This window comes from Sphingomonas swuensis (assembly GCF_039538045.1).
GTDB classification, from domain to species: Bacteria; Pseudomonadota; Alphaproteobacteria; order Sphingomonadales; family Sphingomonadaceae; genus Sphingomicrobium; species Sphingomicrobium swuense.
Map to the genome: position 1 here is coordinate 632,136 of NZ_BAABBQ010000001.1, position 26,400 is coordinate 658,535.

20 protein-coding genes are annotated in these 26,400 nt (G+C 68.1%); 4 read left to right on the forward strand and 16 right to left on the reverse strand.

Annotated elements, in window-relative coordinates; translation table 11 throughout:
- Window positions 1-76 precede the first annotated feature (76 nt).
- Genes ABD727_RS03150 through ABD727_RS03160 form a run of 3 tightly spaced genes read left to right on the forward strand, consistent with a single transcriptional unit; the run spans window position 77 to window position 2,873 of the window.
- Window positions 77-2,224, forward strand: a complete 2,148-nt coding sequence (locus tag ABD727_RS03150; protein WP_344708010.1) for an ATP-binding protein — start codon at window positions 77-79, stop codon at window positions 2,222-2,224.
- On the forward strand, window positions 2,221-2,595 hold the full coding sequence (locus ABD727_RS03155; protein WP_344705934.1) for a response regulator: 375 nt from the start codon (window positions 2,221-2,223) through the stop codon (window positions 2,593-2,595). Before ABD727_RS03150 ends, ABD727_RS03155 begins: the two co-directional genes overlap by 4 nt.
- Window positions 2,592-2,873 (forward strand): Hpt domain-containing protein, encoded by a 282-nt coding sequence (locus ABD727_RS03160; RefSeq protein WP_344705935.1) that lies wholly within the window; start codon window positions 2,592-2,594, stop codon window positions 2,871-2,873. Before ABD727_RS03155 ends, ABD727_RS03160 begins: the two co-directional genes overlap by 4 nt.
- On the opposite strand, the gene ABD727_RS03165 is transcribed toward ABD727_RS03160, so the two are convergent.
- The 15 genes from ABD727_RS03165 to ABD727_RS03235 all read right to left on the reverse strand — a co-directional run bounded on the left by ABD727_RS03165 (window position 2,858) and on the right by ABD727_RS03235 (window position 23,902).
- Window positions 2,858-4,285, reverse strand: coding sequence for a glycosyltransferase family 2 protein (locus ABD727_RS03165; protein WP_344705936.1), 1,428 nt, complete (start codon window positions 4,283-4,285; stop codon window positions 2,858-2,860). The two genes, ABD727_RS03160 and ABD727_RS03165, sit on opposite strands and share 16 nt — an antisense overlap.
- The gene (locus ABD727_RS03170) at window positions 4,285-5,322 is read right to left on the reverse strand and encodes a HEAT repeat domain-containing protein (protein ID WP_344705937.1); all 1,038 of its coding nucleotides are present in this window, start codon (window positions 5,320-5,322) and stop codon (window positions 4,285-4,287) included. Before ABD727_RS03170 ends, ABD727_RS03165 begins: the two co-directional genes overlap by 1 nt.
- Window positions 5,319-6,404: a YaiO family outer membrane beta-barrel protein gene (locus tag ABD727_RS03175; protein WP_344705938.1), complete on the reverse strand. Its 1,086-nt coding sequence runs from the start codon at window positions 6,402-6,404 to the stop codon at window positions 5,319-5,321. Before ABD727_RS03175 ends, ABD727_RS03170 begins: the two co-directional genes overlap by 4 nt.
- Window positions 6,404-6,760 (reverse strand): response regulator transcription factor, encoded by a 357-nt coding sequence (locus ABD727_RS03180; RefSeq protein WP_344705939.1) that lies wholly within the window; start codon window positions 6,758-6,760, stop codon window positions 6,404-6,406. Before ABD727_RS03180 ends, ABD727_RS03175 begins: the two co-directional genes overlap by 1 nt.
- A 165-nt stretch (window positions 6,761-6,925) precedes the next feature.
- A complete protein-coding gene (eda, locus tag ABD727_RS03185; protein WP_344705940.1) occupies window positions 6,926-7,531 on the reverse strand; it encodes a bifunctional 4-hydroxy-2-oxoglutarate aldolase/2-dehydro-3-deoxy-phosphogluconate aldolase in 606 nt (201 codons plus the stop codon).
- Window positions 7,528-8,499 (reverse strand): glucokinase, encoded by a 972-nt coding sequence (locus ABD727_RS03190; protein WP_344705941.1) that lies wholly within the window; start codon window positions 8,497-8,499, stop codon window positions 7,528-7,530. Before ABD727_RS03190 ends, eda begins: the two co-directional genes overlap by 4 nt.
- Window positions 8,496-10,313: a phosphogluconate dehydratase gene (gene edd / locus ABD727_RS03195; protein WP_344705942.1), complete on the reverse strand. Its 1,818-nt coding sequence runs from the start codon at window positions 10,311-10,313 to the stop codon at window positions 8,496-8,498. The genes ABD727_RS03190 and edd overlap by 4 nt, the downstream gene beginning before the upstream one ends.
- Window positions 10,306-11,748 carry a glucose-6-phosphate dehydrogenase gene (gene zwf / locus ABD727_RS03200; protein ID WP_344705943.1) on the reverse strand — a complete coding sequence of 481 codons (1,443 nt, stop codon included), beginning with the start codon at window positions 11,746-11,748 and terminating at the stop codon, window positions 10,306-10,308. The genes edd and zwf overlap by 8 nt, the downstream gene beginning before the upstream one ends.
- The gene (locus tag ABD727_RS03205; protein ID WP_344705944.1) at window positions 11,748-13,253 is read right to left on the reverse strand and encodes a tryptophan halogenase family protein; all 1,506 of its coding nucleotides are present in this window, start codon (window positions 13,251-13,253) and stop codon (window positions 11,748-11,750) included. Before ABD727_RS03205 ends, zwf begins: the two co-directional genes overlap by 1 nt.
- Window positions 13,250-14,158, reverse strand: coding sequence for an alpha/beta hydrolase (locus ABD727_RS03210; protein ID WP_344705945.1), 909 nt, complete (start codon window positions 14,156-14,158; stop codon window positions 13,250-13,252). Before ABD727_RS03210 ends, ABD727_RS03205 begins: the two co-directional genes overlap by 4 nt.
- Window positions 14,155-16,188: a glycoside hydrolase family 97 protein gene (locus ABD727_RS03215; protein ID WP_344705946.1), complete on the reverse strand. Its 2,034-nt coding sequence runs from the start codon at window positions 16,186-16,188 to the stop codon at window positions 14,155-14,157. Before ABD727_RS03215 ends, ABD727_RS03210 begins: the two co-directional genes overlap by 4 nt.
- Window positions 16,188-17,804, reverse strand: a complete 1,617-nt coding sequence (locus tag ABD727_RS03220) for an alpha-glucosidase (protein WP_344705947.1) — start codon at window positions 17,802-17,804, stop codon at window positions 16,188-16,190. Before ABD727_RS03220 ends, ABD727_RS03215 begins: the two co-directional genes overlap by 1 nt.
- Window positions 17,779-19,575, reverse strand: a complete 1,797-nt coding sequence (locus tag ABD727_RS03225; protein WP_344705948.1) for an alpha-amylase family glycosyl hydrolase — start codon at window positions 19,573-19,575, stop codon at window positions 17,779-17,781. Before ABD727_RS03225 ends, ABD727_RS03220 begins: the two co-directional genes overlap by 26 nt.
- Window positions 19,572-21,071: a tryptophan halogenase family protein gene (locus ABD727_RS03230; protein ID WP_344705949.1), complete on the reverse strand. Its 1,500-nt coding sequence runs from the start codon at window positions 21,069-21,071 to the stop codon at window positions 19,572-19,574. The genes ABD727_RS03225 and ABD727_RS03230 overlap by 4 nt, the downstream gene beginning before the upstream one ends.
- Window positions 21,072-21,133: 62 nt before the next feature.
- On the reverse strand, window positions 21,134-23,902 hold the full coding sequence (locus ABD727_RS03235) for a TonB-dependent receptor (RefSeq protein ID WP_344705950.1): 2,769 nt from the start codon (window positions 23,900-23,902) through the stop codon (window positions 21,134-21,136).
- Between the two features lie 145 nt (window positions 23,903-24,047).
- Here ABD727_RS03235 and ABD727_RS03240 point away from each other — a divergent pair, with 145 nt between their 5' ends.
- Complete coding sequence (locus tag ABD727_RS03240) at window positions 24,048-25,073, forward strand: LacI family DNA-binding transcriptional regulator (protein ID WP_344705951.1); 1,026 nt, start codon at window positions 24,048-24,050, stop codon at window positions 25,071-25,073.
- Here ABD727_RS03240 and ABD727_RS03245 read toward each other — a convergent pair.
- Window positions 25,059-26,348 carry a sugar MFS transporter gene (locus ABD727_RS03245; protein WP_344705952.1) on the reverse strand — a complete coding sequence of 430 codons (1,290 nt, stop codon included), beginning with the start codon at window positions 26,346-26,348 and terminating at the stop codon, window positions 25,059-25,061. The genes ABD727_RS03240 and ABD727_RS03245 overlap by 15 nt on opposite strands.
- Window positions 26,349-26,400: the final 52 nt, after the last annotated feature.

Here is a 26,400-nt window from a genome sequence, read left to right on the forward strand (position 1 = left end):
AGACGCCGAGCCGTTCAGGCGTCGTTTCTTCCTTTCGGCCGGGCCTCTCCCGGCCCCAGCGGCTCGGGTGCGTTCAATGGTGGGTTTGCAGAACAACAACCGGCTGGTCGCCGCGACGCTCGGAGTGCTTTGCGTGCTCCTCGTCCTGGCGATCGCCAAGATGCAGATCTCGATCATCCGCGCCGACCGGCTCTCCTCCGAGGCGGTGCAGCAGAGCAATGCGCGCGCCCGGACGCTCAGCGAATATTTCGTCATCCTGCAGGACGTGGAAACCGGGCAGCGCGGCTATGTCGTGACCGGCAATCCCGATTTCCTCGAGCCGATGAAGGCGGGCCTGGCACGGGTGGCCGAGGTCGGCACGCGGCTTCGGCAGCAATATGCCGCGGGGAGCAAAGAGGCGGTGCTTGCCGAACATCTCCTGATGGTCGGAGCGGCCAAGGTCCGACATGCGCGCGTGGTCGCCGATCTTCGCGCCCGCGGGCAGACGGACGAGGCTGCGGCCATGATCCGCAACCTCAGCGGGAAGCGGCTGATGGATGACGTGCGCCGCAAGGTGGCGGCGCTCCAGGAGGCGGAAAGGAACGTCTCGCGTGCCATCCTGCTGGCCAGCGCCGTCGACCACGAGCAGCGCCGACTGCGGGTGATCGCGGCGGAAATGGCGCTGCTTCTGACGGCGGGCGCGCTCTTCACCCTGCTTCTCCTGACGCTGACCAAGCTCGACCGGACCAGCCGCACGCGCAACGATTATGCCGCGCGGCAGCAGGCGATCTTCGATCATGCGAGCGACGCGATGCTGATGCTCGACCAGGAGGGCATGATCATCTCGGTCAATGCGGCGGCCGAGCGCCTGTTCGGGCGCTCCGCGGACGAACTGGTCGGGCAGAGCAACCTCAGCCTGTTCGCCGACCCGCCTCCGGTGGAAGTAAGCCGGGCCTATCTCAAGGGGCTGATCGCGGGGGAGGCGTCGGCCAATCCGGTGCAGAACTTCATCGGGAGACGCGGCGACGGGACCGAATTCGAAACCGAGGTGGTGACCACCCCGGTGCCGCTCCACGACGGGCTCCAGTTCCTCGCGGTCGGGCGCGACAGCACCGAGCGGCGCCAGGTGGAGCGGATGAAGAGCGAGTTCGTCGCCACGGTCAGCCATGAGCTGCGGACCCCGCTGGCGTCGATCTCGGGCTCGCTCGGACTGCTTGCCGGAAACCCGGCCAACGAACTTCCCGCTGGTGCCCGCCGATTGGTCGAGATCGCGCTCAACAACAGCCACCGGCTGATCCGGCTGATCAACGACATGCTCGACCTCGAGAAAATCGAGTCGAACCGGATGGAGCTGAGGGAGGAAGCTGTCGACCTGCGGCCGCTGCTCGAGCGGGTGATCGAGGAGAATGACGGCTTCGCGGCGAGGCACCGGATCGACGTGCACCTCGTCTCCGTGCCGCCGCGGGCCTGCGTCCTCGCCGACCCCGACCGGATGGTCCAGGTGTTCACCAACCTCCTCTCCAACGCGATCAAATTCTCGCCCAAGGGAGAACAGGTCGATGTGCGGGTAGTCGATGCCGGCACCGCTTGGCGGATCAGCGTCGAGGACCATGGCCCCGGGATCCCCGAAGCCTTTCGCAACCGCATCTTCGGCAAGTTCGCGCAGGCCGACGGCGCGGACGCGCGGATCCATGGCGGCTCGGGCCTCGGGCTCAGCATCGTCAAGGAGATCGTCGCGCGCACCGGCGGCACGGTCAGCTTCGACAGCGAACTCGGCCGCGGAACGCGCTTCCACGTCGACCTGCCCAAGTTGCAGACGCCCGCGCCCGCCGACGAGGCGCCGGTGCAGCAGCAGCCGATCGCCGACGACGGCCGCCGCCATTTCCTCCACATCGAGGACGATGCCGACGCGCTGCGGGTGGTGGGCGAAGCCTTCGCGCACATCGCCGAGGTCCATTTCTCGCCGAGCTTCGCCGAGGCCAAGGCGGCGCTTCGCCGCTTCCGCTTCGACGCGGTCCTGCTCGACGTCGCGCTGGCCGACGGAAGCGGTCTCGACCTCGTGCCGCTGATCCGCGAGACCAGCCCGGGCGCGCCGGTAATCCTCTATACCGCGACCGACCTCGGAGCGGCGGAGGTGGCGATGGTCGATGTCGCGGGCGTGAAATCGCGCACGTCGCTGGCCGAGCTGGTGGCGCGTGTCGAGGAACTGATCGGCGTCAGGGCCGAAGCGGAGACAAGGGCGTGACCGACCAGATCCTCTACATCGACGATGACGATGACCTGCGCGAGGTGGCGATGATGGCCCTCGCGCTCGACCCGGGCATGGAAGTGACCGGTTGCGCTTCGGGCGAGGAGGGAATCCGCCTCGCCTCCGGGGGCTGCAAGCCGGACCTCATCCTCCTCGACGTGATGATGCCGACGATGGACGGGCCGACCACGCTCGCGGGACTTCGCGAGCTGCCGCACCTCGCCGACACGCCGGTGGTGTTCATCACCGCCCGCGCGCAGGCCAGCGAGACCGAGTGGCTCAAGGGCCTCGGCGCGGTCGGGGTCATCGCCAAGCCGTTCGATCCGATGACCCTGGCGCAGACCGTCCGGGGCTTCCTGCCCGCGTGACCGACCCTATGGACATGCTCCGCGTGCGCTTCCGTGCGCGCGCTGCCGATCAGGCCGAAGCGCTCGCGCAGGCGCTTGCCGAGGAGGATCGGGCAACGGTGGTCGCGGTGTCGCACAAGCTTGCGGGAAGCGCCGCGTTGTTCGGCGCGGCTGAGGTCGGGGTCCTTGCCGCGGCGCTCGAGCGGGAGGCCGAGGGCCCTGCCGGCTGGGAGACGATCCGAGCGGCGGCGGAGCCGCTGCTCGCGGGCCTCCGCGACGCCGCTCAGGATGCCGACTGAAAGCCCTTGCGGGTCATCGTTCCCCAGCCCTGCTGCTTGCGCAGGAACTGCCACACGCCGCGCAGGCGCCAGAAGTTGCTGATCTGGCGGTAGCCGAAGTTCTCGGCGACCGCGACGAAGGTGAGGATGGCGAGGTCGCGCGCCTTGGGGAAGCGGCGCAGTTCGACCTCCTCGAGGATCAGGGTGGCGACGGAAATGAAGATGCCGAAGGTGAAGGTCACCGCGAGGAAGGCGAGGAGATAGTCGACCGCGAGCAGCCCGACGGCCCACAGAAGCGGGATCAGCACGTAGCCGACGACCTCGATGATCGGACCCATGACGTCGACCACCAGAACCTGGCCGAAACCGAGGAAGCCGATCCTCCCGAACTTGGGATTGAACAGCATGTCGCGATGCTTGACGAAGGTCTCGAGCGAGCCGCGCTGCCAGCGGGCGCGCTGCCGGCCGAGGATGGTGAGGTCCTCGGGCGCCTCGGTCCAGCAGACGGGCTCGGGGATGAAGTCGATCCGATAGGGGCGTTTCAGCTCGCGCATGTGGCGGTGGAGCTTGACCACCAGTTCCATGTCCTCGCCGACCGTGCCGTGGCTGTAGCCGCCGACCTCGAGCACCAGCCGGCGGCGGAACAGGCCGAAGGCGCCGGAGATGACGGTCAGCACCTGCAGTCGGCTGAGCGCAAGCCGGGCCATGAGGAAGGCGCGGAGATATTCGACGATCTGGACCAGCGCGAGGAAGTTCCTGGGAAGGCAGACCTCGCGGACCCGGCCGCCCTCGATCCGGCTGCCGTTGGCGAGCCGGATGGTGCCACCGACCGCGACCATCCGGTCGGGCTCCTCGACGAACGGACGGACGGCGCGGAGAAGGGCGTCGCTTTCGAGCAGCGAGTCGGCGTCGATCGAGCAGAAGAGCGGCGCTCGGGCGACGTTGATCCCGGCATTGAGCGCGTCCGACTTTCCGCCATTCTCCTTGTCGACGACCAGCAACCGGGGGAGCCGCGGGTTGGCGTAGAGGCCGCGGATCGGTTGGTGGCCGACGGTTCGGTCGTAATAGCGGTCGATCGGGTGGACGTCGAAATGGTCGATCAGCCGCTGGAGCGTGCCGTCCTTCGAGCCGTCGTTGATCACCACCACCTCGAACTCGGGATAGTGGAGCGCGAGGAGCGAGGTGACGCTCTCGACGATCGTCACTTCCTCGTTGAAGGCCGGGGCGAGCACTGCGATCGGCGGAGCGCGATTGGCATAGCGCTGCCACAGCAGCGAGGAGCGGACGATCGGCGGGCGCTGGGCGAGCGAGATGCCGGCGAAGACCAGCTGGATGAGGTAGAGAAGGATCTGCAGCAGCCCGGTGCCGATGACGATCCAGGCGATCACCGTCGCCGAGGCCACCGCGGCCGACTGCCAGTCGAAGCCGGACATCATCGTGCGGCCTGCTCGACGAGGGTAAGGCGAGCCGCCTCGCGGGCGCGGACCGAGCCGAGGCAGCTCATCTCGTGGAGCATGTCGCGGCCGGGGCGGCCGAGGCGGGCGAGGGCTTCACCGGCGCGGTAGCGGACCCACCAGTCGGGATCGTCGAGCAGGCGGAGCAATGTGTCGACCGTCTCCACCAGCCCGACCCGGCCCGAGGCCTCGGCCGCGGCGGCGCGGACGAACCACGTCCGGCTGGCGAGGCCGCGGAGGATGGCGGGACGGGCCGCGGGATGCTGCAGCTCGCCGAGCGCCCGCAGGTAGCGGGGAAGCTCGGGCGCCTCGTCGTCGGCCTCGAGTGCGAGCCGGACAACCAGCGGGACCAGCCGGTAGTCGCCGCTTCCCGAGAGGGCGTCGATCGCCGCGGCCTTGAGCGGCGAGGGCGTGGCGTCGTCCATCAGCAGCTGGGTGACTTCTTCCGGGCGGTCACGCGCGATCTCGGCGACCAGCGTGACGTTCAGCATCGAGGTTTCCTGAGTGCCGAGCCGGAGACGCTCGACGAGGTGCGCGAGCGGCGGCGCTCGCCCGCTGCTCGCCAGTGCCAGCGCCGCGGTCAGGCGGACGTCAGGGCTCTTGTCATCGAGCGCCTGGTCGAGCGCGTCGGTGCTGCGGTCGTCGGGGAAGAAGGCGAGGGTCTCGGCGGCGACGATGCGATCGCGGTTGCTGCCGCGGTTGAGGCGGCGGCGGAGCGTATCGGCGACCCCGAGCCGGGTGGCGGTGGCGACGAACTGCTCGCGCTCCTCGCCGCGAACGAGGGTGATGAGCTCCGACGCGAGCTGGACCAGCAACTCGGGCCGGTGGGGAAGGTCGGCGAACTCGGCGTCGGTGGCGCCATCGAGAAGCCGGGGAAGCCAGGCTTCGCGGTGCGCCTTGAGCGCCTTCGCCCTACGCGCCGAAACGGCACGGCCGAGGATCAGCCCGGCCATGATCGCGAGGGCGAGCAGCGCCATGCTGAGCGACAGCGTCCACAGGTCGTAGAGCGTGATCAAAAGCGGGCTCCGACCCCGGCCATGAGGTCGGTCCGGTCCGAGCCCAGCTGCTGATCGTGACGGGCGACCGTTAGTCGGACGAAGCGCTCGGACCCGATCGCCGCCTCGACTCCGCCGAACAGGCTGCGGACCCGCGACACCACGCCTTCGGACGTGTCGGGCGCGTTGGCGGCGCCGGCATAGAGCCGCAGGCCCGGACGGATTTCGCCGTCGACGCGTCCAAGCACACCCGACTTCGTTCGTGCACCGTCCGAGAGGAGGATCAGCTGGCCGGTCAGCCAGACCCGTCCGCCCGCGAGATATTGTTCGAACCCGGGCCGGGCGACGGTGACCTTGCCCGAACGGAAGGAGGCCCGGCGAAGATCGAGCGTGGCGATGGTCGGAGTGGGTCCCGACTGAAGGCGCAAGCGGGCGCCGGCGCCGAGCTGCCAGCTCGGGCGATAGTCGGCGTCGGGGGTGCCGCCCGCGAGGAAGGACACGCTGAGGTCGGGCGAGAGGCGCTGTTCTACCTCGAGTTGGCCGTAGACGTCGTCGAGGCCGAAGCGGCGGGTTGCCTCGACCCTGGCGGCGACGGCGGTGCCGGCGTCGTGCCGAAGCTGGAGCGACAGCTCTCGCCAGTCGGGCTGACCGCCCTCGACAGCGCTCAAGCCGCCGTCGAGGTCGACGCGCCACGGCTTGTCACCGGTGAGGACGAGACGTGCGCGGATGGCGGCGGCGTCCGCGTCCGTGGCGGGAAGGGGCGCGAGGATTGCCGTCGCTTCGGCTGGCTTGCCGCTGCGCTCGGCCACGCGGGCGAGACCGAGGCGGGCGTCGCGATAGTCGGGAGCGGTTGCGAGAACCTGCTCGAACGACCGGCGCGCTTCGGCGAGCTGTCCGAGATCGAGCTGGGCAAGGCCAAGCTGAAGGCGTGCGTCGACGTCGTCGGGACGGGTCGCCAGCCATTGCTCGAGGAGCGTGATGGCGCCGCGGGCATCGCCGGACTGGCGGGCTGCGACGGCCCTCGAGACGGTGGAGGGCGGCTCCTGCGACCAGGCGGGAGCGGTGATGAGCGTGGCGGCCAGCAGGCCGATGAAAGCGCGCATCAGGCGACCTTCGGAAGCAGCCGCATCAGCCGCGCGGTGAGTTCCTCGGGGATGAACGGCTTGGCGAGATAGTCGGAGGCGCCGAGACGGAGCGCCTCGACGATGTCGCGCTCGCCCTTTCGCGCGGTCAGCATGATCACCGGCACGTCGCGCGTCGCGGGGGTTTCGCGAAGCCGGCGGAGGACCTCATAGCCATCGAGCCGCGGCATCATCGCGTCGAGCACGACCGCGTCGACCTGCTCGCGCCCGGCAAGCTCCATCGCGGCTTGTCCGTCGGAGGCGGTCAGGACCTCGAAACCCTTGGCGGAGAGGCGAAACTGGAGAAGCTCGAGAAGCAGCTCGTCATCATCGCACACCAGAACTCGGGCTACGCACGTCATACCAAACACTCATGTCACTCGGGCCACGGCCCTACCGGAGTGGTTCCCAACGGCCAATTAAGGAAAGCTCCCAATTCCGTTGGATCGTGGAAGTAATTCCTCGCCGCGGGATCGGGGGGAGGGGGAGTGCCCCTCGTCGGACTAACGAAGAGTTGCCGCCCGGCGCGCAGCTGTTCCGATCTCGTCGAGGCTCATGCCCTTCTTCACCAGCCAGCTTCCGCCGATGCAGCTGACCGCGGGCTCGGCCAGCCAGTCGGGCGCGGTGGCTTCGGTGATCCCGCCGGTCGGGCAGAAGCGAACCGCGCCGAAAGGTCCGGCGAGGCTGCGCAGGGCCGGCAGTCCGCCCGAGGATTCTGCGGGGAAGAATTTGAAGCGGGTCAGGCCGAGGTCGAGGCCGCGCATGATGTCGCCGGCGGTGGCGACGCCGGGAAGATAGGCAATCCCGCTCGCCTGAGTGGCACGGGTGAGCGGCTCGGTCAGGCCGGGCGCGACGATGAAGCGGGCCCCGGCCTCCTGTGCCTCGTCGAGGTGGCGCTGGTTGAGGACAGTACCGGCCCCGACGGTCGCGCCGGGCACGCCCGCCATGGCACGGATCGAGTCGAGTGCCTGCGGCGTGCGGAGCGTCACTTCGAGTACCGGCAGCCCGGCCTCGACCAGAACGGTCGCGAGCTCGGCGGGATCGTGGCTGCCGTCGAGCACCAGCACCGGGATGACCGGGGCGGACTGCATGACCGTGTCGATGTTCATGAAAAGGCTTTCGCGAAGGCGGCGGCGGCGCCGAACAGGCCGGGCTGCGGATGGGTAATGAGCTTGACCGGGATCGAGTCCATGCGCCGCTCGAAGCGGCCCTTGGCGATGAAGCGGTCACGGAAGCCCGAGCGGGGGAGATGATCGCGCAGGCGGAAGCCGAGACCGCCGCCGATCGCGACCGCGACCGCGCCCTGTGCGAGGGCGAGGTCGCCGGCGACCGCGCCGAGGGTCAGGCAGAAGCGGTCGAGCGCGGCGGCGGCGAGGCTGTCGCTGCCGTCCATCGCCGCGGTCCACAGCGCCTTCTCGTCGTGGATGGTGGCGGGCTTGCCCTCGATCGCGGCGAGCGCCTCGTAGAGGTTCATCAGGCCGCGCCCGGACAGGATGCGCTCGACCGAGACCCGGCGGAAGCTCTTTCGGAGCTCGGTCAGGATGCGGTCCTCGAGGCTGTCGAGCGCGGCGAAGTCGACATGGCCGCCTTCGGTCTCGATGACCTGGCTGCGGCCGTCGTCGAGCAGCAGCCCGGCCACCCCGAGCCCGGTACCCGGCCCGAGGATGGTGACCATGCCCTTGGCGGGAAGCGGACCGTCGGGACCGCACAGATGGGTGTAGGCGCTACCGTCGAAGGCCGCGACCGCGTGGGCGACGGCGCCGAAGTCGTTGACCACGACATAGTCGGTCGCCCCCAATTTCTCGGGGATGAGCGCGGGACGGATGACCCACGGATTGTTGGTCAGCTTGAGCAGATCGCCGCCGACCGGCCCGGCGAAGCTGATTGCCAGAGCGGGCGGAAGCGGCTCGCCCGACTGCCGGCCGAACTCCTCCCAGGCAAGCTGGAAGCTGCCATGGTCAGCGGTCTTGAGGGTGACCGGCTCATCCAGCGAGGAGACCCGGCCGCCCTCGATCGTGGCGAGGGCGAAGCGGGCGTGGGTTCCGCCAATGTCGGCGGCGACGATCCGGCGGGTCATGCCTGTTCCAGTTCCATGGCGTGAAGCATCGCCGAGGCGCCGCGTTCGGCATCGTCGGCGGTGTGGCGCATCAGCGCGAAAAGCTCGCGGCCGGTGCCTACGGGCGGGGGCGGGGCGGGGGCGGGCTCGCGGGAGGCGAGGTCGACGCCGACCGCCTCGAGCTCGCCGCGCGCGGCGCAGACCCTGACGAGATCGCCGTCCTGCAGCCGGCTTAGCGGACCTCCGCCGAGCGCCTCGGGCGAGCAGTGGATCGCGGCCGGGACCTTGCCGCTGGCGCCCGACATGCGGCCGTCGGTGACGAGCGCGACGCGGTGGCCACGGTCCTGGAGGACTCCGAGTGCCGGGGTGAGCTTGTGCAATTCGGGCATGCCGTTGGCGCGGGGGCCCTGGAACCGGACGACAACCACCACGTCGCGGTCGAGCTCGCCGGCCTGGAACGCCTTCAGCACATCGCCCTGGTCGGAGAAGATCCAGGCGGGCGCCTCGATTGTCCAGCGCGAGGGATCGACCGCGCTGGTCTTGAGAGTCGCGCGGCCGAGGTTTCCGGCGACGAGGCGCATCCCGCCGTCGGCAAGGAAGGGATCGCTTACCGGGCGAAGCATGGTGTCGTTGCGGCTCTCGGTCACCTCGCGCCAGACGAGCTGCTCGCCGTCCATCTCGGGATGCGCGGTCCAGGCCGAGAAGTCGTCGGCGCCGGCGGTGACGATGTCGGTGTGAATGAGCCCCGCCTCGCCGAGCTGACGCGCGACGAAGGCGATCCCGCCGGCATAGTGGAAGTCGTTCACGTCGCCCGAGCCGTTGGGATAGACCCGCGCGATCAGCGGCACCGCGGCCGAGAGGTCGTCGAAATCCTTCCAGTCGATCACGATCCCGGCGGCGCGGGCGATCGCGGGCAGGTGGATCGCATGATTGGTCGAGCCGCCGGTGGCGAGCAGGCCGACCATCGCGTTGACGATCGAGCGCTCGTCGACGCAGGCCGAGAGCGGACGATCCTTGCGCGCCGACAGGTCGGCGAGGCGATGGACCGCGGCGCGGGTGAGCGCCTGGCGAAGACCGCTGCCCGGCTGGACGAAGGCGCTGTTGGGGACGTGAAGGCCCATCAGCTCCATCATCATCTGGTTCGAGTTGGCGGTCCCGTAGAAGGTGCAGGTGCCCGGGCTGTGGTAGCTCGCGGACTCCGAGGCGAGCAGCTCGTCGCGGCCGACCTTGCCCTCGGCATAGAGCTGGCGGATGCGCTGCTTTTCCTTGTTGGGGAGGCCCGAGGGCATCGGCCCGCCGGGCACCAGCAGCATCGGCAGGTGGCCGAAACGCAAGGCGCCGATCAGCAGCCCGGGGACGATCTTGTCGCAGATGCCGAGCAGGGCCGCGCCTTCGAACATGCCGTGGCTAAGTGCGACCGCGGTGCTCATCGCGATGACGTCGCGGCTGAACAGCGACAGGTCCATCCCGTCCTGCCCCTGAGTGACCCCGTCGCACATCGCCGGGACGCCGCCCGCGACCTGCGCGGTGGCCCTCGCCTCGCGCGCGAAGATCTTCATCTGCTCGGGATAGCGGGCATAGGGCTGATGCGCCGAAAGCATGTCGTTGTAGGCGGTGACGATGCCGAGGTTGGGACCGCGGATCGCCTGGATCGCGCCCTTGTCGCCTTCAGCGGCGGCGAAGCCGTGGGCGAAGTTGCCGCAGCTCATCCGCGGGCGCGAGATGCCGCTTTCGGCCTGCCGGGCCATGAGGTCGAGATAGCGCCGGCGCGTCGGCCGCGAGCGCTCGATGATGCGGTCGGTCACGGCCGACAGGCGGCTGTCGAGCTTAGTCATTCCAGCTTCTCCCGTCGCGCTCGATCAGCGCGATGGCCGCCGACGGACCCCAGCTCCCCGCACCATAGCCGCGCGGGGTGAGCCCGGCCTGGTCCCAGGCGGCGCGGATCCCGTCGATCCACTGCCACTGGGCTTCGACCTCGTCGCGGCGCACGAACAAGGTGGGGTCGCCCTCGATGAGGTCAAGCAGAAGCCGCTCGTAGGCGATGCGGCGGCGAACGTCGGCGAAGGCGTCGGCCTGTTCGATGTCGAGCTCGACGCGGCGAAGCCGGATCCCGCCCCGGTCGAGACCGGGCTGCTTGGCCATCAGTTCGAGGGTGATGTTCTCCTCGGGCTGAATGGCGATGATCAGCCGGTTGGGCGCGGCATTGGCGCCGCGGCCGGCGAACATCGAGTGGGGCAGGTCGCGGAACTGGATCGCGATTTCGGTCCGGCGCGCGGGCAGGCGCTTGCCGGTGCGAAGGTAGAAGGGGACGCCGGCCCAGCGCCAGTTGTCGACATGGGCCTTCAAGGCGACGAAGGTCTCTATCCCGCTCGGCCGGCCAAGCTCCTCGGCATAGGCCGGGACCGGCTGCCCGCCGACCGCGCCCGCGCCATATTGTCCGATCACCGTCTCCTCGGCCCGGATCGGACGGAGCGAGCGAAGCACCTTGACCTTCTCGTCGCGGACGGCGGTCGCGTCGAAGTGCGAGGGCGGCTCCATCGCGACTAGCGCGAGCAGCTGGAGCATGTGGTTCTGGACCATGTCGCGAAGCGCGCCCGATTTCTCGTAATAGTCGTCGCGGCCCTCCAGCCCGACCGTCTCGGAGACGGTGATCTGGACATGGTCGATGTGGTTGGAGCTCCACACCGGCTCGAACAAAAGGTTGGCGAAGCGGAGCGCGAGTAGGTTCTGGACTGTCTCCTTGCCGAGATAATGGTCGATCCGGAAGGTCCGCTCCTCGGGGAAGGCGGCGGCGACCGCGTCGTTGATCGCCTGGCTGGACGCGAGGTCGGTGCCGAGCGGCTTCTCGAGCGCGAGCCGGACGTGGCCTCCGGCGAGGCCGACCGCCTTCAGATTGTCGATGGTCGGCTTGAACAGGGAAGGCGCGGTGGAGAGGAAGATGGCGGTCTCGCCGGATGGGCCGACCGCTTCGGCGAGCCGCTGATAGCCCGCGCCGTCGGTCGCATCGAGCGTGACGTAGCTCAGCCGTTCGAGGAAGGCGGCGGAGGCGTCCTCGTCGAAGAAGCTGTCGGGGACATGCGCCTTGAGCGCCTCATGCGCATGGGCGCGGAAGCTCGCGTCGTCATGCGCCGAGCGCGCGGTGGCGACGATGCGCAGCGCCGGTGGGAGCAGCCCGTCGCGGTGAAGTCCGTAGAGCGAGGGCAGGAGCATGCGCGCGGCAAGGTCGCCGGTCGCGCCGAACAGGATCAGGGTCGTCGCCTTGTCGGTCATCAGGCCGCCTCTGCTTCGGCAAGGCGGGCGAGCGCTGCCTGATGCGTGGGAAAGTTGGATGCGCAGCCGCCAACGAAGCGCTCGACCTCGGCTAGGTCGACGGGGCTTGCCGGCAGCGGACGAAGCCGCGAGGCGGCGGGGTAATTGCCGTAGCCGGCGAGCATGACATGCCAGGACATGGGCGGGTAATAGCCCTCGATCCCCTGCGAAAGCACCTCCTGTTCGACATCCTCGCCGCTGAACCAGGCGGTGATGACGCGCTTGAGGCTGTCGCTCAGCCGGTCGTTCGCGGTGACGTCGCGCCAATAGTCGGTGTCGCGGCGCTGGGCGGTGCGATAATGGCAGACGATATAGTCGCGGATGCCCTCGTAGCGGCGGGCGATGGCAGCGTTGAAGCCGTCGCGGTCGCCTCTCTCATAGGCGTCGGTGAAGCCCTTCACCGTGGCGAGGACGATGTGCAGCGCGGTCGCCTCGAGCGGCTCGAGGAAGCCCTGCGCGAGCCCGACCGCGAGGCAGTTGCGGACCCAGCTGCGCTCGATCCGGCCGCACTTCATCGACAGGTGGCGGACCTCGGCGTCGGGCTCGGCACCGACATGGGCGCGAAGCTCGGCCGCGGCGTCCTCGGGATCGAGGTAGCGGCTCGAATAGACGTAGCCGTTGCCGGCCCGGCTGGTCAGCGGAATGTGCCAGATCCAGCCGGCGCTCGCGGCGGTGGCGGTAGTCATCGCCCTGGCGCCGTCGGCGGGCAGCGCGGTCGGCGTCACCACCGCGCGGTCGTTGAACAGATTGTCCGAAAAGGAGCGGTGCGGCTCTTTCAGCGCACCCTCGATCAGGGTCGCGCGAAAGCCGCTGGCGTCGATGTAGAGGTCGGCCGAGAAGATGCGGCCGTCGTCCGCCTGCAGCTCGGCAATGTCGCCTTTGTCGTCGAGACGGACGTCGGCGATGGTCGCGGTCTCATGCGCGACCCCGCGCCCGACCGCGACGTCGCGCAGCGTCGCGCCGACGAGGTAGGCGTCGAAGTGGTAGCCGTAGCCGACCGGGAAGGGGAAGTTGGCGGGCGCCAGAGGAGCCCTCCCGTCGCGCGCGATGCGAGCCGCGAGATAGAAGGGGTCGGGGTGAGCGGCCACGTCCGCGCCGCCGCGACGAAGGCGGGTGGCGGTGAAGAAGGTCGCTTCGGTAAAGGGGTCGACCGCGGTCGGGAAGGGGTGGAAATAGCGCTCGTGACCCGGCTGGTCCGACCAGCCGACGAACTCGATCCCCGCCTTGTAGGTCGCGTTGCAGCGCCCCATCCACTCGCTCTCGGCGATGCCGAGCTCGTCGAAGAAGGCCTTGAGCTGCGGGGTCGAACCCTCGCCCACACCGATGATGCCGATGTCGCGGCTTTCGATCAAAGTGACGCGCGTGCCCCGCTCGCCCCAGCGCTTCTGGAGGAGGTTGGCGGCCATCCAGCCGGCGGTCCCTCCGCCGAGGATGATGACGGATCGGGGCGGTGGCTGCGCGATCAAGGGCGCCAGTCGCTCAGCAACCAGCCGAGCATTTCGGGCAGCCGTGCCGCCCAGGCGTTCTCCTCGTGCGCGGTGCCCTTGTAGACCCGGCTCTCGAAGTCCTTGCCGCGGGTCCAGCCGGCAGCGGCGACGCCCTCATCGAGCACCGCCTGGTAGGGCGCGTAATGGGCATCGAGGGTCTCGGTGCCATGGTCCATCCACAGCTTGCGTCCGCCCGGCGCGCCGAGGCGGGTCGAGAGGTAGCGCCGCCAGTCGGCCTTGACGCCCTCGGCCATCGCCGGCTGCTTGGCGAGCAGGTCGGGATCGATCAGCGGCGAGTGGGTCGAGACCGCGGCGGCCTTGCCGAAGATGTCGGCGCGCTCGGTCAGCGCGTAGAGGCTGATGAGGCCGCCCATGCTGCTGCTCGCGACCGCGGTGTAGCGCGGCTCGACCCGGGTCCGGAAGCGGGCGTCGATCACCGGCTTCAGCGTGTCGCCGAGGAAGGACAGATATTCGTCGCCGCCGAGCTTGCCCTTGGCGAAGCCCTCGGTGCCCTGGCGCAGCGGAGCGCTCGCGACGCGGGTCGGAAAGTAGCGGAGGAAGCGGGTCGCGCCGGGGTGGTCGACCCCGACGATGATGAAGGGCGCGACCTTGCGCGAGCGGATCAGCCCGAGCGCCGCCTTGTCGGCCGCCCACACCTTGTTGAAGTTGGAGCGCTTGGGAAAGAACAGGTTCTGCGCGTCGTGCATGTAGAGCACTGGGTAGCGACGCTTGGTCGCCGCGTCATAGCCGGGCGGGAGCCAGACGGTGACATGGACCTGGCCGATGTCGCCCGGCTGGTCGAACTCGACGAAGCGGCCGCCCGCCTGTGCGGAAGCAGAAACAGCGAAGAGGAGGGCGCAAAGCCCGAGCAGGAAGCGGATCATCTGCCGAGCTTTACAAAGCGCACCGCGAAGCCGCCACCCGGTGCCATGCGAAGGGCAAGCCGGTCGCTGCTGCGGACCACACGCTTCTCGATGGCGATCGCCCGCGGGTTGGAGCGATAGTCCGCACCATCGCCGTCGCGGTAGATCTCGGCCCGATAGCGGGCGCCCGCGTCGAGGAAGGAGAGCGGCAGGTCGAGGTTGCGGCCTTCCTCGTCGGTCAGGCCGCCGAGGAACCAGTTGGCTTTGCCGCGCTCCTTTCGTGCCATGACGGCATAGTCGCCGACCGCGCCCTCGAGCATCCGACTGTCGTCCCAGTCGACCGCGACGTCCTTGATGAACTGGAAGGGCGCCGGATTGGCTTCGTAATTCTCGGGCAGGTCGGCGGCCATCTGGATCGGCGAATAGAGCACGACATAATAGGCCAGCTGGCGGGCGAGAGTGGAGTTGAGCGGCGTGTTGCCGCGACCCATCAGGCTGAGGATGCCCGGCGTGAAGTCCATCGGCCCGGCGAGCATCCGGGTGAACACCAGCTCGGTGTCGTAGTGCGGCGGGTTCTTGGGCACCGCCCATGCATTGTATTCCATGCCACGCTGGCCCTCGCGACTGACCCAGTTGGGATAGGTGCGGCGAAGTCCGGTGTCCTTGATCGGCTCGTGCGGGTTGATCGCGATGCGGCGCTTGGCGGCCTCGGTGACCACCTTCAGATGGTGGCGGCTCATGACCTGGCCTTCGTGCCATTCGAACACCTTGCGCCCGTTGGCGTCGAGCGCCTGGACGCCGCCCGCATCGGCGACGTAGCCGGTCTTGATGGCCTCCATGCCCATGTCGCGGGCGAGGTCGAGGCCGGCGCCGAGCTGGCTTTCGTAATGGGCGATGTTGGCGCTGGTCTCATGGTGGCCGATGAGGTGGACGCCCTTGCGGCGGCCGTAGTCGGCGATGCTCTTGATGTCGAAGTCGGGATAGGGTTCGGTGAAGCTGAACTCGTCACCGGTGGCGAACCAGTCGCCGTCCCAGCCCTTGTTCCAGCCCTCGACGAGGACGCCGCGGAAGCCGTGCCTGGCGGCGAAGTCCATCATCCGCTTGGTGTAGGCGGTGGTCGCGCCATGCTTGGGACCCGAGGCCCAGCTTTGCGTATCGAGGTGCATGCCCCACCAGATGCCGACATATTTCTGCGGCTTGACCCAGCTGACGTTGCCGAGCTTGTTGGGGGCGTTCAAGTTCAGGAAGACGCTGTTGGCCTGATAGAGCGAGGGCGCGTCGGGGGTGATCAGCACCACCCGCCAAGGAGTCTCGAAGGGCGTGTCGCGGACTACCTTGGGGCCGCTCGACGACGGCGTCAAAACCGCCTTCAGCAGCCCGTTCTGCACGTGGGCGACGTTCATCCCCGAATAGTCGATCAGCGCCGCCTCGTGGATCGAGACGTGGAGGCCGTCATCGCGGCGGATGGTGAAGGGGGTCTGGGCGGTCCCGATGCCGGTGATCGGCGTGTCGTTGTAGAGATATTCCTCGCGGTTGCTCTCGAACGCCGGCGCCCACCAGGCGCGGCCCTGCCCAACGATCTGGAACTGGGTCAGCTCCTCGACGATGTTGGCGGTCTTGAGGTTGGGCTGCTCGGGCAGCTCGTAGCGGAAGGCGACTGCATTATCGAACAAGCGGAAGCGGACCCGCATGGTGCGGCGAAGCTTGTCGCGCTCCTGGAAAGTCAGCGCGACTTCCTGGTGGCGGTCGCGGACCTGCCGCCATTCGCCCCACGGCTGCTCCCAGGTCTCGTCGTGGCTTCGGGTCTGCGTGTCCTTCAGCTCCATGTTGCGGAGCATTTGGCGGCTGTCGGTGAAGAGGAAGCCGAGCTGGCTGTCGCCGATGACCGGGACCGAGCCGCGGTTGACCGCATAGTTGACGCGGCCTTCGCCGTTGATGCTGACGGTCAGCTTGAGCGTGCCCGAGGGCGAGGCGGCGGTCGCCACCACGGGCGACTGCGCGAGCGCGGGGGCGGTGAGCGACAGGGCCGCGAACGCAAACAGGGTACGCATCAGATCACCTCGATGAAAGCGGCGTAGGGGCCGAGCGCTTCCGCGCTGAGCTCGCCGGTGTGGAACAGGGCGCCGCTCCGGGTGGCGGGCTGCCACTGGTCGGAGAGGTTGAATGTGCAGCGCAGCCGCGAAGAGCCGCGCACCCGGTCGAAGCGCAGAATCGCCTCGCCGGCCTCGACGATCTCCAGCGATCCCCAGCGAAGCTCGGGATGCTCGTTGCGGAGCGCGAGCACGGTGCGGGTGAAGTGGAGCAGCGAGTCCGGATCGCCATTCTGCCGGTCGACGCTGAGGCCGGCATGGTCGGGTCCGAACGGAAGCCACGGGTCGCCATCGGTGAAGCCATGGCCGCGCGCGTCGGCGGTCCACGGCATCGGCGTGCGCACCCCGTCGCGACTGAGGGTCTGCGGCCAGTTGGCGATCGCCTCGGGATCCTGGAGCAGCTCGAATGCGACCTCGACCTGGGTCAGGCCGAGCTCCTCGCCCTGGTAGAGGATGATCGAGCCGCGAAGACAGGCCAGAAGCAGCATCTTGGTGCGAGCGAACTGCGCGGCATGTTCGGGAGCGACCCAGCGCGACACCGCACGAGGGGCGTCATGGTTCTCGAACGCCCAGCTCGGCCAGCCCTCGCCCGGGCGATCGGGCCAGCGCTCGGCGGTGCGCGCGATCAGTGCCGGGGTCAGCCGGTCGGCGTAGAGGAAGTCGAAGCCATAGGCGCTGTGGAGCCGGCCAGGCGCCGTATAGTCGTTCATCTCGCGCTCGGCCTGCTCGCCGCCGACTTCGGCCAGCGCGAAGGCCGCGCCATGCGCGTCGCACAAGGCCCGGAGCCGCTCGAGGAAGGCGCCGATCTGCGGCTGCGACTGGTTGTTGAAATGGTGCTGGAGATCGAACGGCCGGGTCCGCTTCGCCGGGTTCGCGACCGGCGGATTATCGGTCAACGCCGGATCGTGCATCATGAAGTTGATGGCATCGAAGCGGAAGCCGTCGACGCCCCGGTCGAGCCAGAAGGCGACGATGTCGAGCAGCGCCTGCTGGACCGCCGGCGAGTGGCCGTTGAGCTGCGGCTGCTCCTTGAGGAAGTTGTGGTGGTAATATTGCTCGCGCCGAGCGTCCCAGGTCCAGCTCGGCCCGCCGAATACCGACTGCCAGTTGCTCGGCGGCGATCCATCGGGCTTGGGGTCGGCCCAGACGTACCAGTCCGACTTGTCGTTCTCGCGGCTCGAGCGGCTCTCGACGAACCACGGATGCTGCTCGCTGGTGTGCGAGAAGACGAGATCGATCAGGACCTTGAGGCCGAGCGCGTGGGCGCGGGCGACGAGCGCGTCGAAGTCGGCGAGGGTGCCGAAGATCGGGTCGACCGAGCGATAGTCGGCGACGTCATAGCCGAAGTCGCGCATCGGCGAGGTGAAGAAGGGCGATACCCAGACCGCGTCGACCCCGAGGTCGGCGACATGGTCGAGCCTCGCGGTGATGCCCTTGAGGTCGCCGACGCCGTCGCCGTCGCTGTCGCAGAAGCTGCGCGGATAGATCTGGTAGATGGCCGCTCCGCGCCACCACGGCTGGGCTGCCGCGGGTGCCGTCTCGGCCCGCGGTTCAGCGTGCGGTGCGACAGATGACATGGCCAAATCCGGGGAGGGTGACACGGACCGTTCCCGGGGCGACCGGGACGGCTGGGCAGGAGCCCGAAAGCGAGGAGAGGCCGGTGACGTCGGCACCGATCGCGATGTTGCGGGTGATCGGCTGGGCCGAGGTGTTGACCGCAACCATCACCTGCTCGGACGGCGAAGTGCGGCTGTAGGCGAGCAGCCCGGGCTTGTCCTCGGTGGCGAGAATGCGGGTGGCACCGCGGCGCAGGGCCTCGCTTCCGCGACGGATCGCGGACAGCTCGGCGACGAGCCGGTAGAGCGGGTGGTCGCCGCGGAAGTTCTCGACAGCAGTGGTACGGTCGGTGCCGAGCAGGTCGTCGTCATTGTAGGTCGCGACCTTGGACGGGAAGAGCGACTGGCGCGAGTCCTGGTCGCCGCCGTCGCCGACGAAACCCTGCTCGTCACCGTAGTAGACGGTCGGAACCCCGCGCCAGGTGAACATCAGCACGTGGCCGAGCATGGTGCGCTTGAGCAGTTCGTCGGCCGAGGCCTGCGGAACCTCGCGCTTCATCCAACCGGCGAAGCGGCCCGCGTCGTGGTTGCCGAGGAAGGTCGGGAGCTGCGCGGCGGTGGCATCGCCCTCGGCGTAGAGCACGTCCTGCATCTGCAGGCCGCGGAACTGCTCGGTCGGCTGCTTGCCCGCGACCACCCGGACCGCGGTCGCGGCGAAGGCGAAGTCGAGCACCGCGGGAAGCTTGTCGCGGCGGGTATATTGCGCCAGCCGGCCAGGCTCGCCGCTGTCGTCGAACACCTCGCCGAAGATGTGGAAGTTGGGAATTCCACGGGCGGCCGCGCGGGCCTTCATCGCCGGCACGAACTGCTGCCAGAATTCCGGATTGACGTGGCGCGCGGTGTCGATCCGGAACCCGTCGATCCCGAAGCGGTCGATCCAGCTGCCGTAGACGTCGATGAAGCCTGCGACGACCTTCGGATTCTCGGTCATGAGATCGTCGAGGCCGACGAAGTCGCCCATGGTCGAGCTCTCGCCGGTGAAGGTGCTGTCGCCGCGGTTGTGGTAGAGCAGGGGATCGTTGAGCCAGGCCGGGACCTTGACGTTGCGGTCAGCCGGCGGCGTGCTCAGCGTGTAGGCGTAATTGGGATCGGTCAGCCGGGCGAAGTTGCCGGGCGAGCGGTCGGTCTCGCCGGCAAAGCCGGGGTTGATCGCAGCGCCCGCAGGTCCGCCGCGGCGCTGGTAAGGATAGTCGGCGATGGAGCGATAGGGGCAGGCGTTGGCCGCTTCACACTCGGCGAACTTGATGACATCGGCAGTGTGGTTGGTGATGATGTCCATGTAGACCTTCATCCCGCGCGCGTGGGCGGCACCGACGAAGGCCTTGAACTCGGCGTTGGTGCCGAAGTGCGGATCGACCGAGGTGAAGTCGGTCACCCAATAGCCATGGTAGCCGGCGCTTTCCTGGCCCTTGGGGCCCTGGACCGGCTTGTTCTTGAAGATGGGCGCGAACCAGATGGCGGTGACGCCGAGGCTCTGGATATAGTCGAGCCGGCGAACCAGCCCCTTGAGATCGCCGCCCTGGTAGAAGCCCTTCGACGAGGGGTCGAAGCCCGTCGCAAGCCGATCGCCCTTGAGCCCTCCGCGGTCGTTCTTCGGATCGCCGTTGTCGAAGCGGTCAGGCAGCAGGAAGTAGATCACCTCGTCCTGCGGAGCACGGCTGCGATAGTCGGCGGCCGGGGCAGCCGCGGGCTGCGCGGCGGCGAGCGAAAGTAGGGCAAGGGTCAGGCTCAAGCGAACACCTCCGTGGGGGTCTCGGACAGTTGGTTCAGATAGGCTCGGTGATCGGGCATGCGGTCGACCTTGGCCTGCACCAGATCGCGGATGCCGGCGAGATAGAGGTCGATGTTCGCATTGCCGGGCTTGTCGGCGAGCGGGTGGTGGGAGCGGGGAACGATCCCCTGTCCGACCATCACTTGCAGCCAGCCGAGTTCGGTGAAGAGCTCGTCGGCCGTGCGGAAGATGCGGCCGTTGCCGCGGAAGAGCGCGATCTTCTCCGCCAGCGTGTCGGGCACGCGCATCTCGCGGCAGCGCTGCCAGAAGGCACCGTCGCGGTCGTTGGCATAGTAGTGCAGGATGATGAAGTCGCGGATGCGCTCATATTCGAACACGAGCTTGTCGTTGAACTTGGCGACGTCGACCGGATCGATGCCGCCGTTCGGAAGCAGGTCGATGAGGTGTTGCAGCCCCGACTGGACGAGGTGGATCGAGGTCGACTCGAGTGGCTCGAGAAAGCCGCTCGAAAGGCCGAGCGCGACCACGTTGCCGCGCCAGAACTCCCGTCGGCGGCCGGTGGTGAAGCGCAAGGGGCGCGGGTCGGCGAGCGGCTTGCCGTCGAGGTTGGCGAGCAGCACCGCGGCGGCTTCGTCGTCGCTGATAAAATCGCTGCAGTAGACGTGGCCGTTGCCGATCCGGTGCTGCAGCGGGATGCGCCACTGCCAGCCCGCGGCGCGGGCGGTCGACCGGGTGAAGGGCGTTACCGGCTCGACGCTTTCGCAAGGGACGGCGAGCGCGCGGTCCATCGGCAGCCATTCGGACCAGTCGACGAAATCAACGCCCATCGTCTGGCCGAGGAGCAGCGAGACGAAGCCTGAGCAATCTACGAAGAGGTCGCCCGCGACGCGGCGCCCATCCTCCAGCTCGACGACTGCGACATGGCCGCTCTCACCGTCGTGGTGGACGGTGCTGATCCGCCCTTCATGACGGACGACGCCGAGGCCTTCGGCGATCTCGCGCAGGAAGGCGGCATAGAGGCCGGCGTCGAAATGATAGGCGTAGGTAGCCGAGCCGAGCGGGGTGCCGGGCAGTGCTTCCTCGCGCATGAAGCGATTGGCCCAGGCCGCGGTGCCCGACTGGCTGTAGCGTTCGAGCCGCTCGGCGGCGCCGCGCGCCCGGGCCTGGAGCCAGTAATGATGGAAGGGGATGAGGCCGAGGTCGCGCCCGACCTGACCGAAGGCATGAAGGTAGCGACTGTCCTCGCCGCCATGCCAGCCGACGAATTCGATCCCGAGCTTGAAGCTGCCTTGGGTTCGGCGGACGAACTCGGCTTCGTCGATGCCGATGAGTTCGTTGAAGCGGCGGATGGCGGGGATGGTCGCCTCGCCGACGCCGACGGTGCCGATCGCATCGGACTCGACCAGTTCGATCGTCCATTGGTCGCCGATCACTCGGCCGAGTGCGGCAGCGGCCATCCACCCGGCCGACCCGCCGCCGACGATGACGATCCTCATGAAACCTCTCTCCCTGGACGGCGCGCCACGAAGGACGCGCCGTCCAGTTCGTCGTCAGTCGATCAGAACTTGTAGGTCAATCCCGCAAGGAAGCGGCGACCGTAGATCTGATAGTCGACAACCTGCCGCGGGTTCTCGTTGCCGTTGACCGATGCGAAGCGCTCGTCGGTGAGATTCTGCCCCTGGAGGTAGACCGACAGGCCGCGGAACATCGAGTCCTGGTTGAAGTCGTAACCGACCTGAGCGTCGAAGATCGTCTCGTCGAGCGCGATGCGACGGGTCGGCGAGCCGCCGAAGCCGGTGAAGTCGCCGAGGAAGGTCGACCGGTAACGGGCGCTGGCACGAGCGTTGAAGCCCCACTTCTCGAAGAAGGCGGTGCCGTTGGCGACCCACTTCGAATAGCCCGGGATCTGGGTGACGTTGCCGTTGAAGTCGCGCACCTTGGTCTTGGTGTAGCCGACGCCGCCGGTGAGGCCGAAGCCGTCGAGGGCGCTGGTGAACACGCTGAACGGAAGCGTCGCGGCGACTTCGGCACCGTACATCTTGCCGCCCTTGGTGTTCACCGGGGCGTCGAGACGGCCGATCAGGCTCGGCGGGGTGACTCCGACCGGAAGCGGGAAGCCGCTGTAATCGAAGTCCTCGATGCGACCGTTGTCGATGTACTTGGTAATGTCCTTCCAGAACAGCTGGAGGGCGACATAACCCTGGCCACCGAAATACTTCTCAACGTTGAAGTCGACCGCATTGGCCTGATACGGCCGGAGCGTCGGATTGCCGCCGCTACCCGAGATGAACGGCTGCGGCCGGTCGGTGGTGTTGATGCCGTAGCCGATCGCCGAGCGCATCTGGTCGAGCCGCGGACGCTGAATCTCGCGGGCCGCGGCGAAGCGGACGACGATGTCATTCGGCAGGCGCGCGTTGAGGTTGGCGCTCGGCAGGACCATCCAATATTTGTCGCCGGCGCTGACGTCGACGCGATTGCCGTTGAGGAAGGCGATGCCGGTCGACTTCTGATCGGTGTGGATGACCTGGACGCCGACGTTGCCGGTCAGCTCGGCGGCGCCGATGTTGCCCTTGAGATTGGCCTGCACATAGCCGGTCCAGACCTTCTCAAAGACATTGTAGGCCTTGGCCGGAATGTCGTTCGAGGTGTTCGGCGCCAGCACCAGCGTGCCGTCGGCGATGAGATCGCGCGGGTCGTAGCTGACCACCGGGCCGAGGCCGAGGTAGGACAGGTTGGTCGGCTTGAGGAGCGCGCTCGCCGGGATCGGAAGCTCAAGCGCGCCGCCGCGCAGGCGGACCAGATATTCGTCGGGCGTCAGCGACTTGGTGCGGTCGGTGTAGTTGATCCCGACCTTCACCGCGTCGAGGAAGCTGCCGATTTCCTTCTGCACTTCGCCGCGGACCTGGACGAGCTCGTCGTCGAGGATGCGGTTGTTGTAATAGCCGGCCTGCGGCGTGGTCGCGCTGCCGCCCCAGCCGAGCGGATCGGTCAGGCGGATGAGGTTCGGGTCGCCGTAGTTGAGCGTCGGCTTGAACTTGGTCCCGGTGGTGCCGGTGACGAAGCTGATGGTGTCGGTCGCGCCGAGGCCCTCGCCGAAGCCGGTGCCCGAGTAGCTCTCGATGCTCAGCTCCTCGCGGTCGGTACGCGAATAGCTGGCGTCGCCGAATGCCTTCCAGCCATTGTCATTGTTCCAGGCGAGATTGATCCCGCCCGAGAACAGGTCGGCCTTCTTGGCGAAGATGTCGTTGCGGACGACGCCCTGGACGTTGTTGAAGGTGCCCGAGACGACGGTGCCGTCCTCGACCTGGAAGGTGCCGGTGTTGAAGGTCGTCCCGAAGGCGCCGAAGCCGAGCGGAAGCTCGATGCCGCGCTTGGTCTGGTCGTCCTTAAACTTGCTGTAGAAGCCGTCGACGGTGAGGATCAGGTTCGAGGCGAGCTCGGCCTGGAAGGTGCCGTTGAGGCCAAAGCGCTTGAGCTGGGTCGAGGTGACGAACGACTTCGAACCGCCGATCAGGTTGGCGTTCTGGCCGTTGACGTTGACGCCGGCATAGCCCCAGGCGTTGAACTCCTGGTTCTGGTAGGGCTCGTCGACATAGGAAGCGGCGAGCGAGATGCCGACGCGGTCGTCGTAGAAGCGGTCGATGAAGGTCGCGCTGGCGCGATAGCCTGTGTCCTTCGAGCCCGAGTTGAGCTTGCCGAGGTCGGCATAGCTGCCGCGCAGGCCGATCGCGATGGTGCGCTTGGCGACGTCGAGCGGACGGACGGTGCGGATGTCGACGGTGCCGACGAGGCCTTGGCCGACGAGGCTTGCGCTCGGCGACTTGTAGACGACCACCTGGCTGACGACTTCCGACGGATACTGGTCGAATTCGACGCCGCGGTTGTCGTTGGTGCTGGTCTGCTCGCGCCCGTTGAGCAGGGTCTGCGAGAAGTCAGGGCCGAAGCCGCGGATGGCGATGACGTTGGCGCGGCCGCTGGTGCGCTGCGAAGCGATGCCGGGCAGGCGGGCGATCGATTCACCGATCGAGTTGTCGGGCAGCTTGCCGATGTCCTCGGCGGTCACCGACTCAACAATCTGCTCCTGGTTCTTCTTGGTCCGAACCGCGCTCTCGAGGCTGCGGCGGAAGCCGGTGACGATGATCGCCTCGTCCTCGGTCGGGGCCGGGGTGGCGGCTTCATTGCCTTCGTCCTCGGTGGTTGCCGGCTTGGTCTCGGCGTCGGCGGGCTGCGTGGTCTGGGCCGCGGCGGGCGAAGCGATCAGCGCGAGGCCGAGCGCAAACGGGCTGGCCGCAAGTGCGAGCCGGCGCAGCGAGGTCGAAGATGTCATGTCGAAATTACCCCTCCTGGACGTGCGCCGACCCAACCGGGGTGAGCGCACTTGTCACGGAGGTGAAATCTACCAGCCATTTTGAAAGCGGGTAGGCCAAGGGCCCGCTATACATACGTATTCAGGTCGCTACACTGTTGCGACAATGACGCAGCGGCGCCCGACATCGTTCGACATTGCGGCTCTGGCGGGTGTGTCACAGCCGACAGTCAGCCGTGCCCTGTCGGGAAATCCGGCGGTCAGCGCGGAGACCCGGGCACGGGTCCTCGCCGCCGCCGAGCAGCTCCATTACAAGGTCGACAAGAATGCCTCGGGGCTCCGCCGGCAGCAGAGCCGGACCATCGCCCTGCTGTTCTTCGAGGACCCGACCCCCGACCAGACGCTGATCAATCCCTTCTACCTGTCGATGGTCGGATCGATGGTGCGAAGCTGCGCGGCGCACGGCTACGACCTGTTGATCAGCTTCCAGCAGCTCAGCGACGACTGGCACGTCGACTATGAGGACAGTCGCAAGGCCGACGGGATCGTGCTGCTCGGCTATGGCAACTACCTGCAGTATCGCCCGCGGCTCGAGCAGCTGGTCGGGCGCGGCGCGCACTTCGTCTGCTGGGGCAATCCGCGCGCGGCCGAATATGGCGCGATCGTCGGCTCGGACAATGAGGCTGGCGGGCACGAGGCGACGCGGCACCTGCTCGGGCTCGGCCGGCGACGGGTCGCCTTCATCGGGACCGCGAGCGAGGCCTATCCCGAATTCCTCGACCGATACCGCGGCTATGTCCGGGCGCATGACGAGGCCGCGCTGAGCGTGCTCGACGGGCTCCGCTGCGACGCCGGTCCGAGCGAGGAGGAGGGGCGCTCGGCGGTGATGGAGCTCGAGCGCCGGCATGTCGCCTTCGACGCCATCTTCGCGGCTTCGGACCTTGCGGCGATCGGTGCGATGAAGGCGCTTCAGGAGCGCGGCCGGCGGGTACCAGAGGATGTCGCCGTCGTCGGCTTCGACGATCTTGCCGCCGCCGGCTACGCGACCCCGCCGCTGACCACGGTCGCGCAGGATGCCAAGGCGGCAGGGCAGGCGCTGGTCGAGGCGCTGCTCGACCGGATCGAGGGTCGCGAGGAGCAGCCGCGGCTGCTCCCCGTTACCTTGAAGGTACGCGGCTCAAGCGTCGCTTGAAGCTGGCCGCCGGGCGTAGATGCCGTAGGCGGCGATGATCGCGTAGCACAGCGCCGGAAGCAGCAGCGCGGTGCGGAGGCTTCCGCTTGCGTCGGCGATCACGCCGGTCAGCAGCGGCACGACCGCGCCGCCGAAGATGGCGATGTTGATGATCCCCGAACCGTCCGCCGCGCGTGCTCCCAGCCGCTCGCAGGCGAGGCTGAAGATGGTCGGGAACATGATCGAGTTCATCAGGCCGACCGCCAGCAGGCTGTAGCCCGAGATGGTGCCGGTCGAGCTGGTCGAGAGCAGGATCAGCGCGATCGCGCCGCAGGCGACGCCGGCGAGGATCTTGCCCGGGCTCAGGATGCGGAGGAAGTAGCTGCCGATGAAGCGCCCGACCATCGCTCCGCCCCAATAGAGGAAGATGAGGTCGCCGGCGCCGCGCTCGCTGAGGCCAAGCGTCGAGGACTGCTGGAGATAGTTGACGATAAGGCTGCCGATCGAGACCTCGGCGCCGACATAGAGGAAGATGCACAGTGCGCCGAAGCCGAAGCGCTTGCGGCGGATCAGCGACAGTCCGTCGAGCAGCGAGCTCCGCTCATGCTGCTCGCCCGGAAGGCGGTTGCGGAACAGGAACACGGCGCCGGCGATCACCAGCAAAGCGACGGCAAGTCCGATGTAGGTGCTGACGATCGCGCTCGTCTCGGCCGCGCGATAGGCGTCGAGCGCGGGACCGCTGAGCTGGTCGGCGCTGACCGCGGCGAGGCCGCCGAGGATGAGCGCGGAGCCGACGATCGGGAAGACGGTGGTGCCGAGGCTGTTGAAGGCCTGGGCGAAGGTCAGCCGGCTGTGCACCGTCTTTTGCGGTCCGAGAAGGCTGATCAGCGGGTTGGCGACGACCTGGACGATCACCACGCCGCTGGCGAGCACGAACAGAGCGAACAGGAACAGTCCGTAGGTCGCGGTGCGCGAGGCGGGAATGAACAGCAGGCAGCCCGCCATCATCACCAGCAGGCCGGTCATCGCGCCGCGCATGTAGCCGATCCGCTTGACCAGCTGCGCGCCCGGGATGCCGATCACGAGGTAAGCGGTGAAGAAGCAGAACTGCACCAGCATCGCCTGCGTATAGTTGAGCGTGAACAGCTCCTTCAGCTTGGGCAGGATGACGTCGTTGAGGCTGGTGATGCCGCCGAAGATGAAGAAGAGCGCGAAGACGAAATAGCGCAGCTCGGGAGCGTCGACGCCCTCGCTGACCGAGCCGTCAACCGGCTCCGATGCACTTACGACGGCCATCCTGTTTCCCCCTCACGTGAGCGTTCACCTGTGACCATAGAGGCGATGACTG

Excerpts from the sequence above, each read along its gene's own strand:
- ABD727_RS03235 (WP_344705950.1), bottom strand. The coding sequence starts at position 23,902 with ATGACATCTTCGACCTCGCTGCGCCGGCTCGCACTTGCGGCCAGCCCG.
- ABD727_RS03175 (WP_344705938.1), bottom strand. The coding sequence starts at position 6,404 with ATGCGCGCTTTCATCGGCCTGCTGGCCGCCACGCTCATCACCGCTCCC.
- ABD727_RS03210 (WP_344705945.1), bottom strand. The coding sequence starts at position 14,158 with ATGATCCGCTTCCTGCTCGGGCTTTGCGCCCTCCTCTTCGCTGTTTCT.
- eda (WP_344705940.1), bottom strand. The coding sequence starts at position 7,531 with ATGAACATCGACACGGTCATGCAGTCCGCCCCGGTCATCCCGGTGCTG.
- ABD727_RS03190 (WP_344705941.1), bottom strand. The coding sequence starts at position 8,499 with ATGACCCGCCGGATCGTCGCCGCCGACATTGGCGGAACCCACGCCCGC.
- ABD727_RS03220 (WP_344705947.1), bottom strand. The coding sequence starts at position 17,804 with ATGTCATCTGTCGCACCGCACGCTGAACCGCGGGCCGAGACGGCACCC.
- ABD727_RS03240 (WP_344705951.1), top strand. The coding sequence starts at position 24,048 with ATGACGCAGCGGCGCCCGACATCGTTCGACATTGCGGCTCTGGCGGGT.
- ABD727_RS03150 (WP_344708010.1), top strand. The coding sequence starts at position 77 with ATGGTGGGTTTGCAGAACAACAACCGGCTGGTCGCCGCGACGCTCGGA.
- ABD727_RS03245 (WP_344705952.1), bottom strand. The coding sequence starts at position 26,348 with ATGGCCGTCGTAAGTGCATCGGAGCCGGTTGACGGCTCGGTCAGCGAG.
- ABD727_RS03230 (WP_344705949.1), bottom strand. The coding sequence starts at position 21,071 with ATGAGGATCGTCATCGTCGGCGGCGGGTCGGCCGGGTGGATGGCCGCT.
- ABD727_RS03165 (WP_344705936.1), bottom strand. The coding sequence starts at position 4,285 with ATGTCCGGCTTCGACTGGCAGTCGGCCGCGGTGGCCTCGGCGACGGTG.
- zwf (WP_344705943.1), bottom strand. The coding sequence starts at position 11,748 with ATGACCGACAAGGCGACGACCCTGATCCTGTTCGGCGCGACCGGCGAC.
- ABD727_RS03215 (WP_344705946.1), bottom strand. The coding sequence starts at position 16,188 with ATGCGTACCCTGTTTGCGTTCGCGGCCCTGTCGCTCACCGCCCCCGCG.
- edd (WP_344705942.1), bottom strand. The coding sequence starts at position 10,313 with ATGACTAAGCTCGACAGCCGCCTGTCGGCCGTGACCGACCGCATCATC.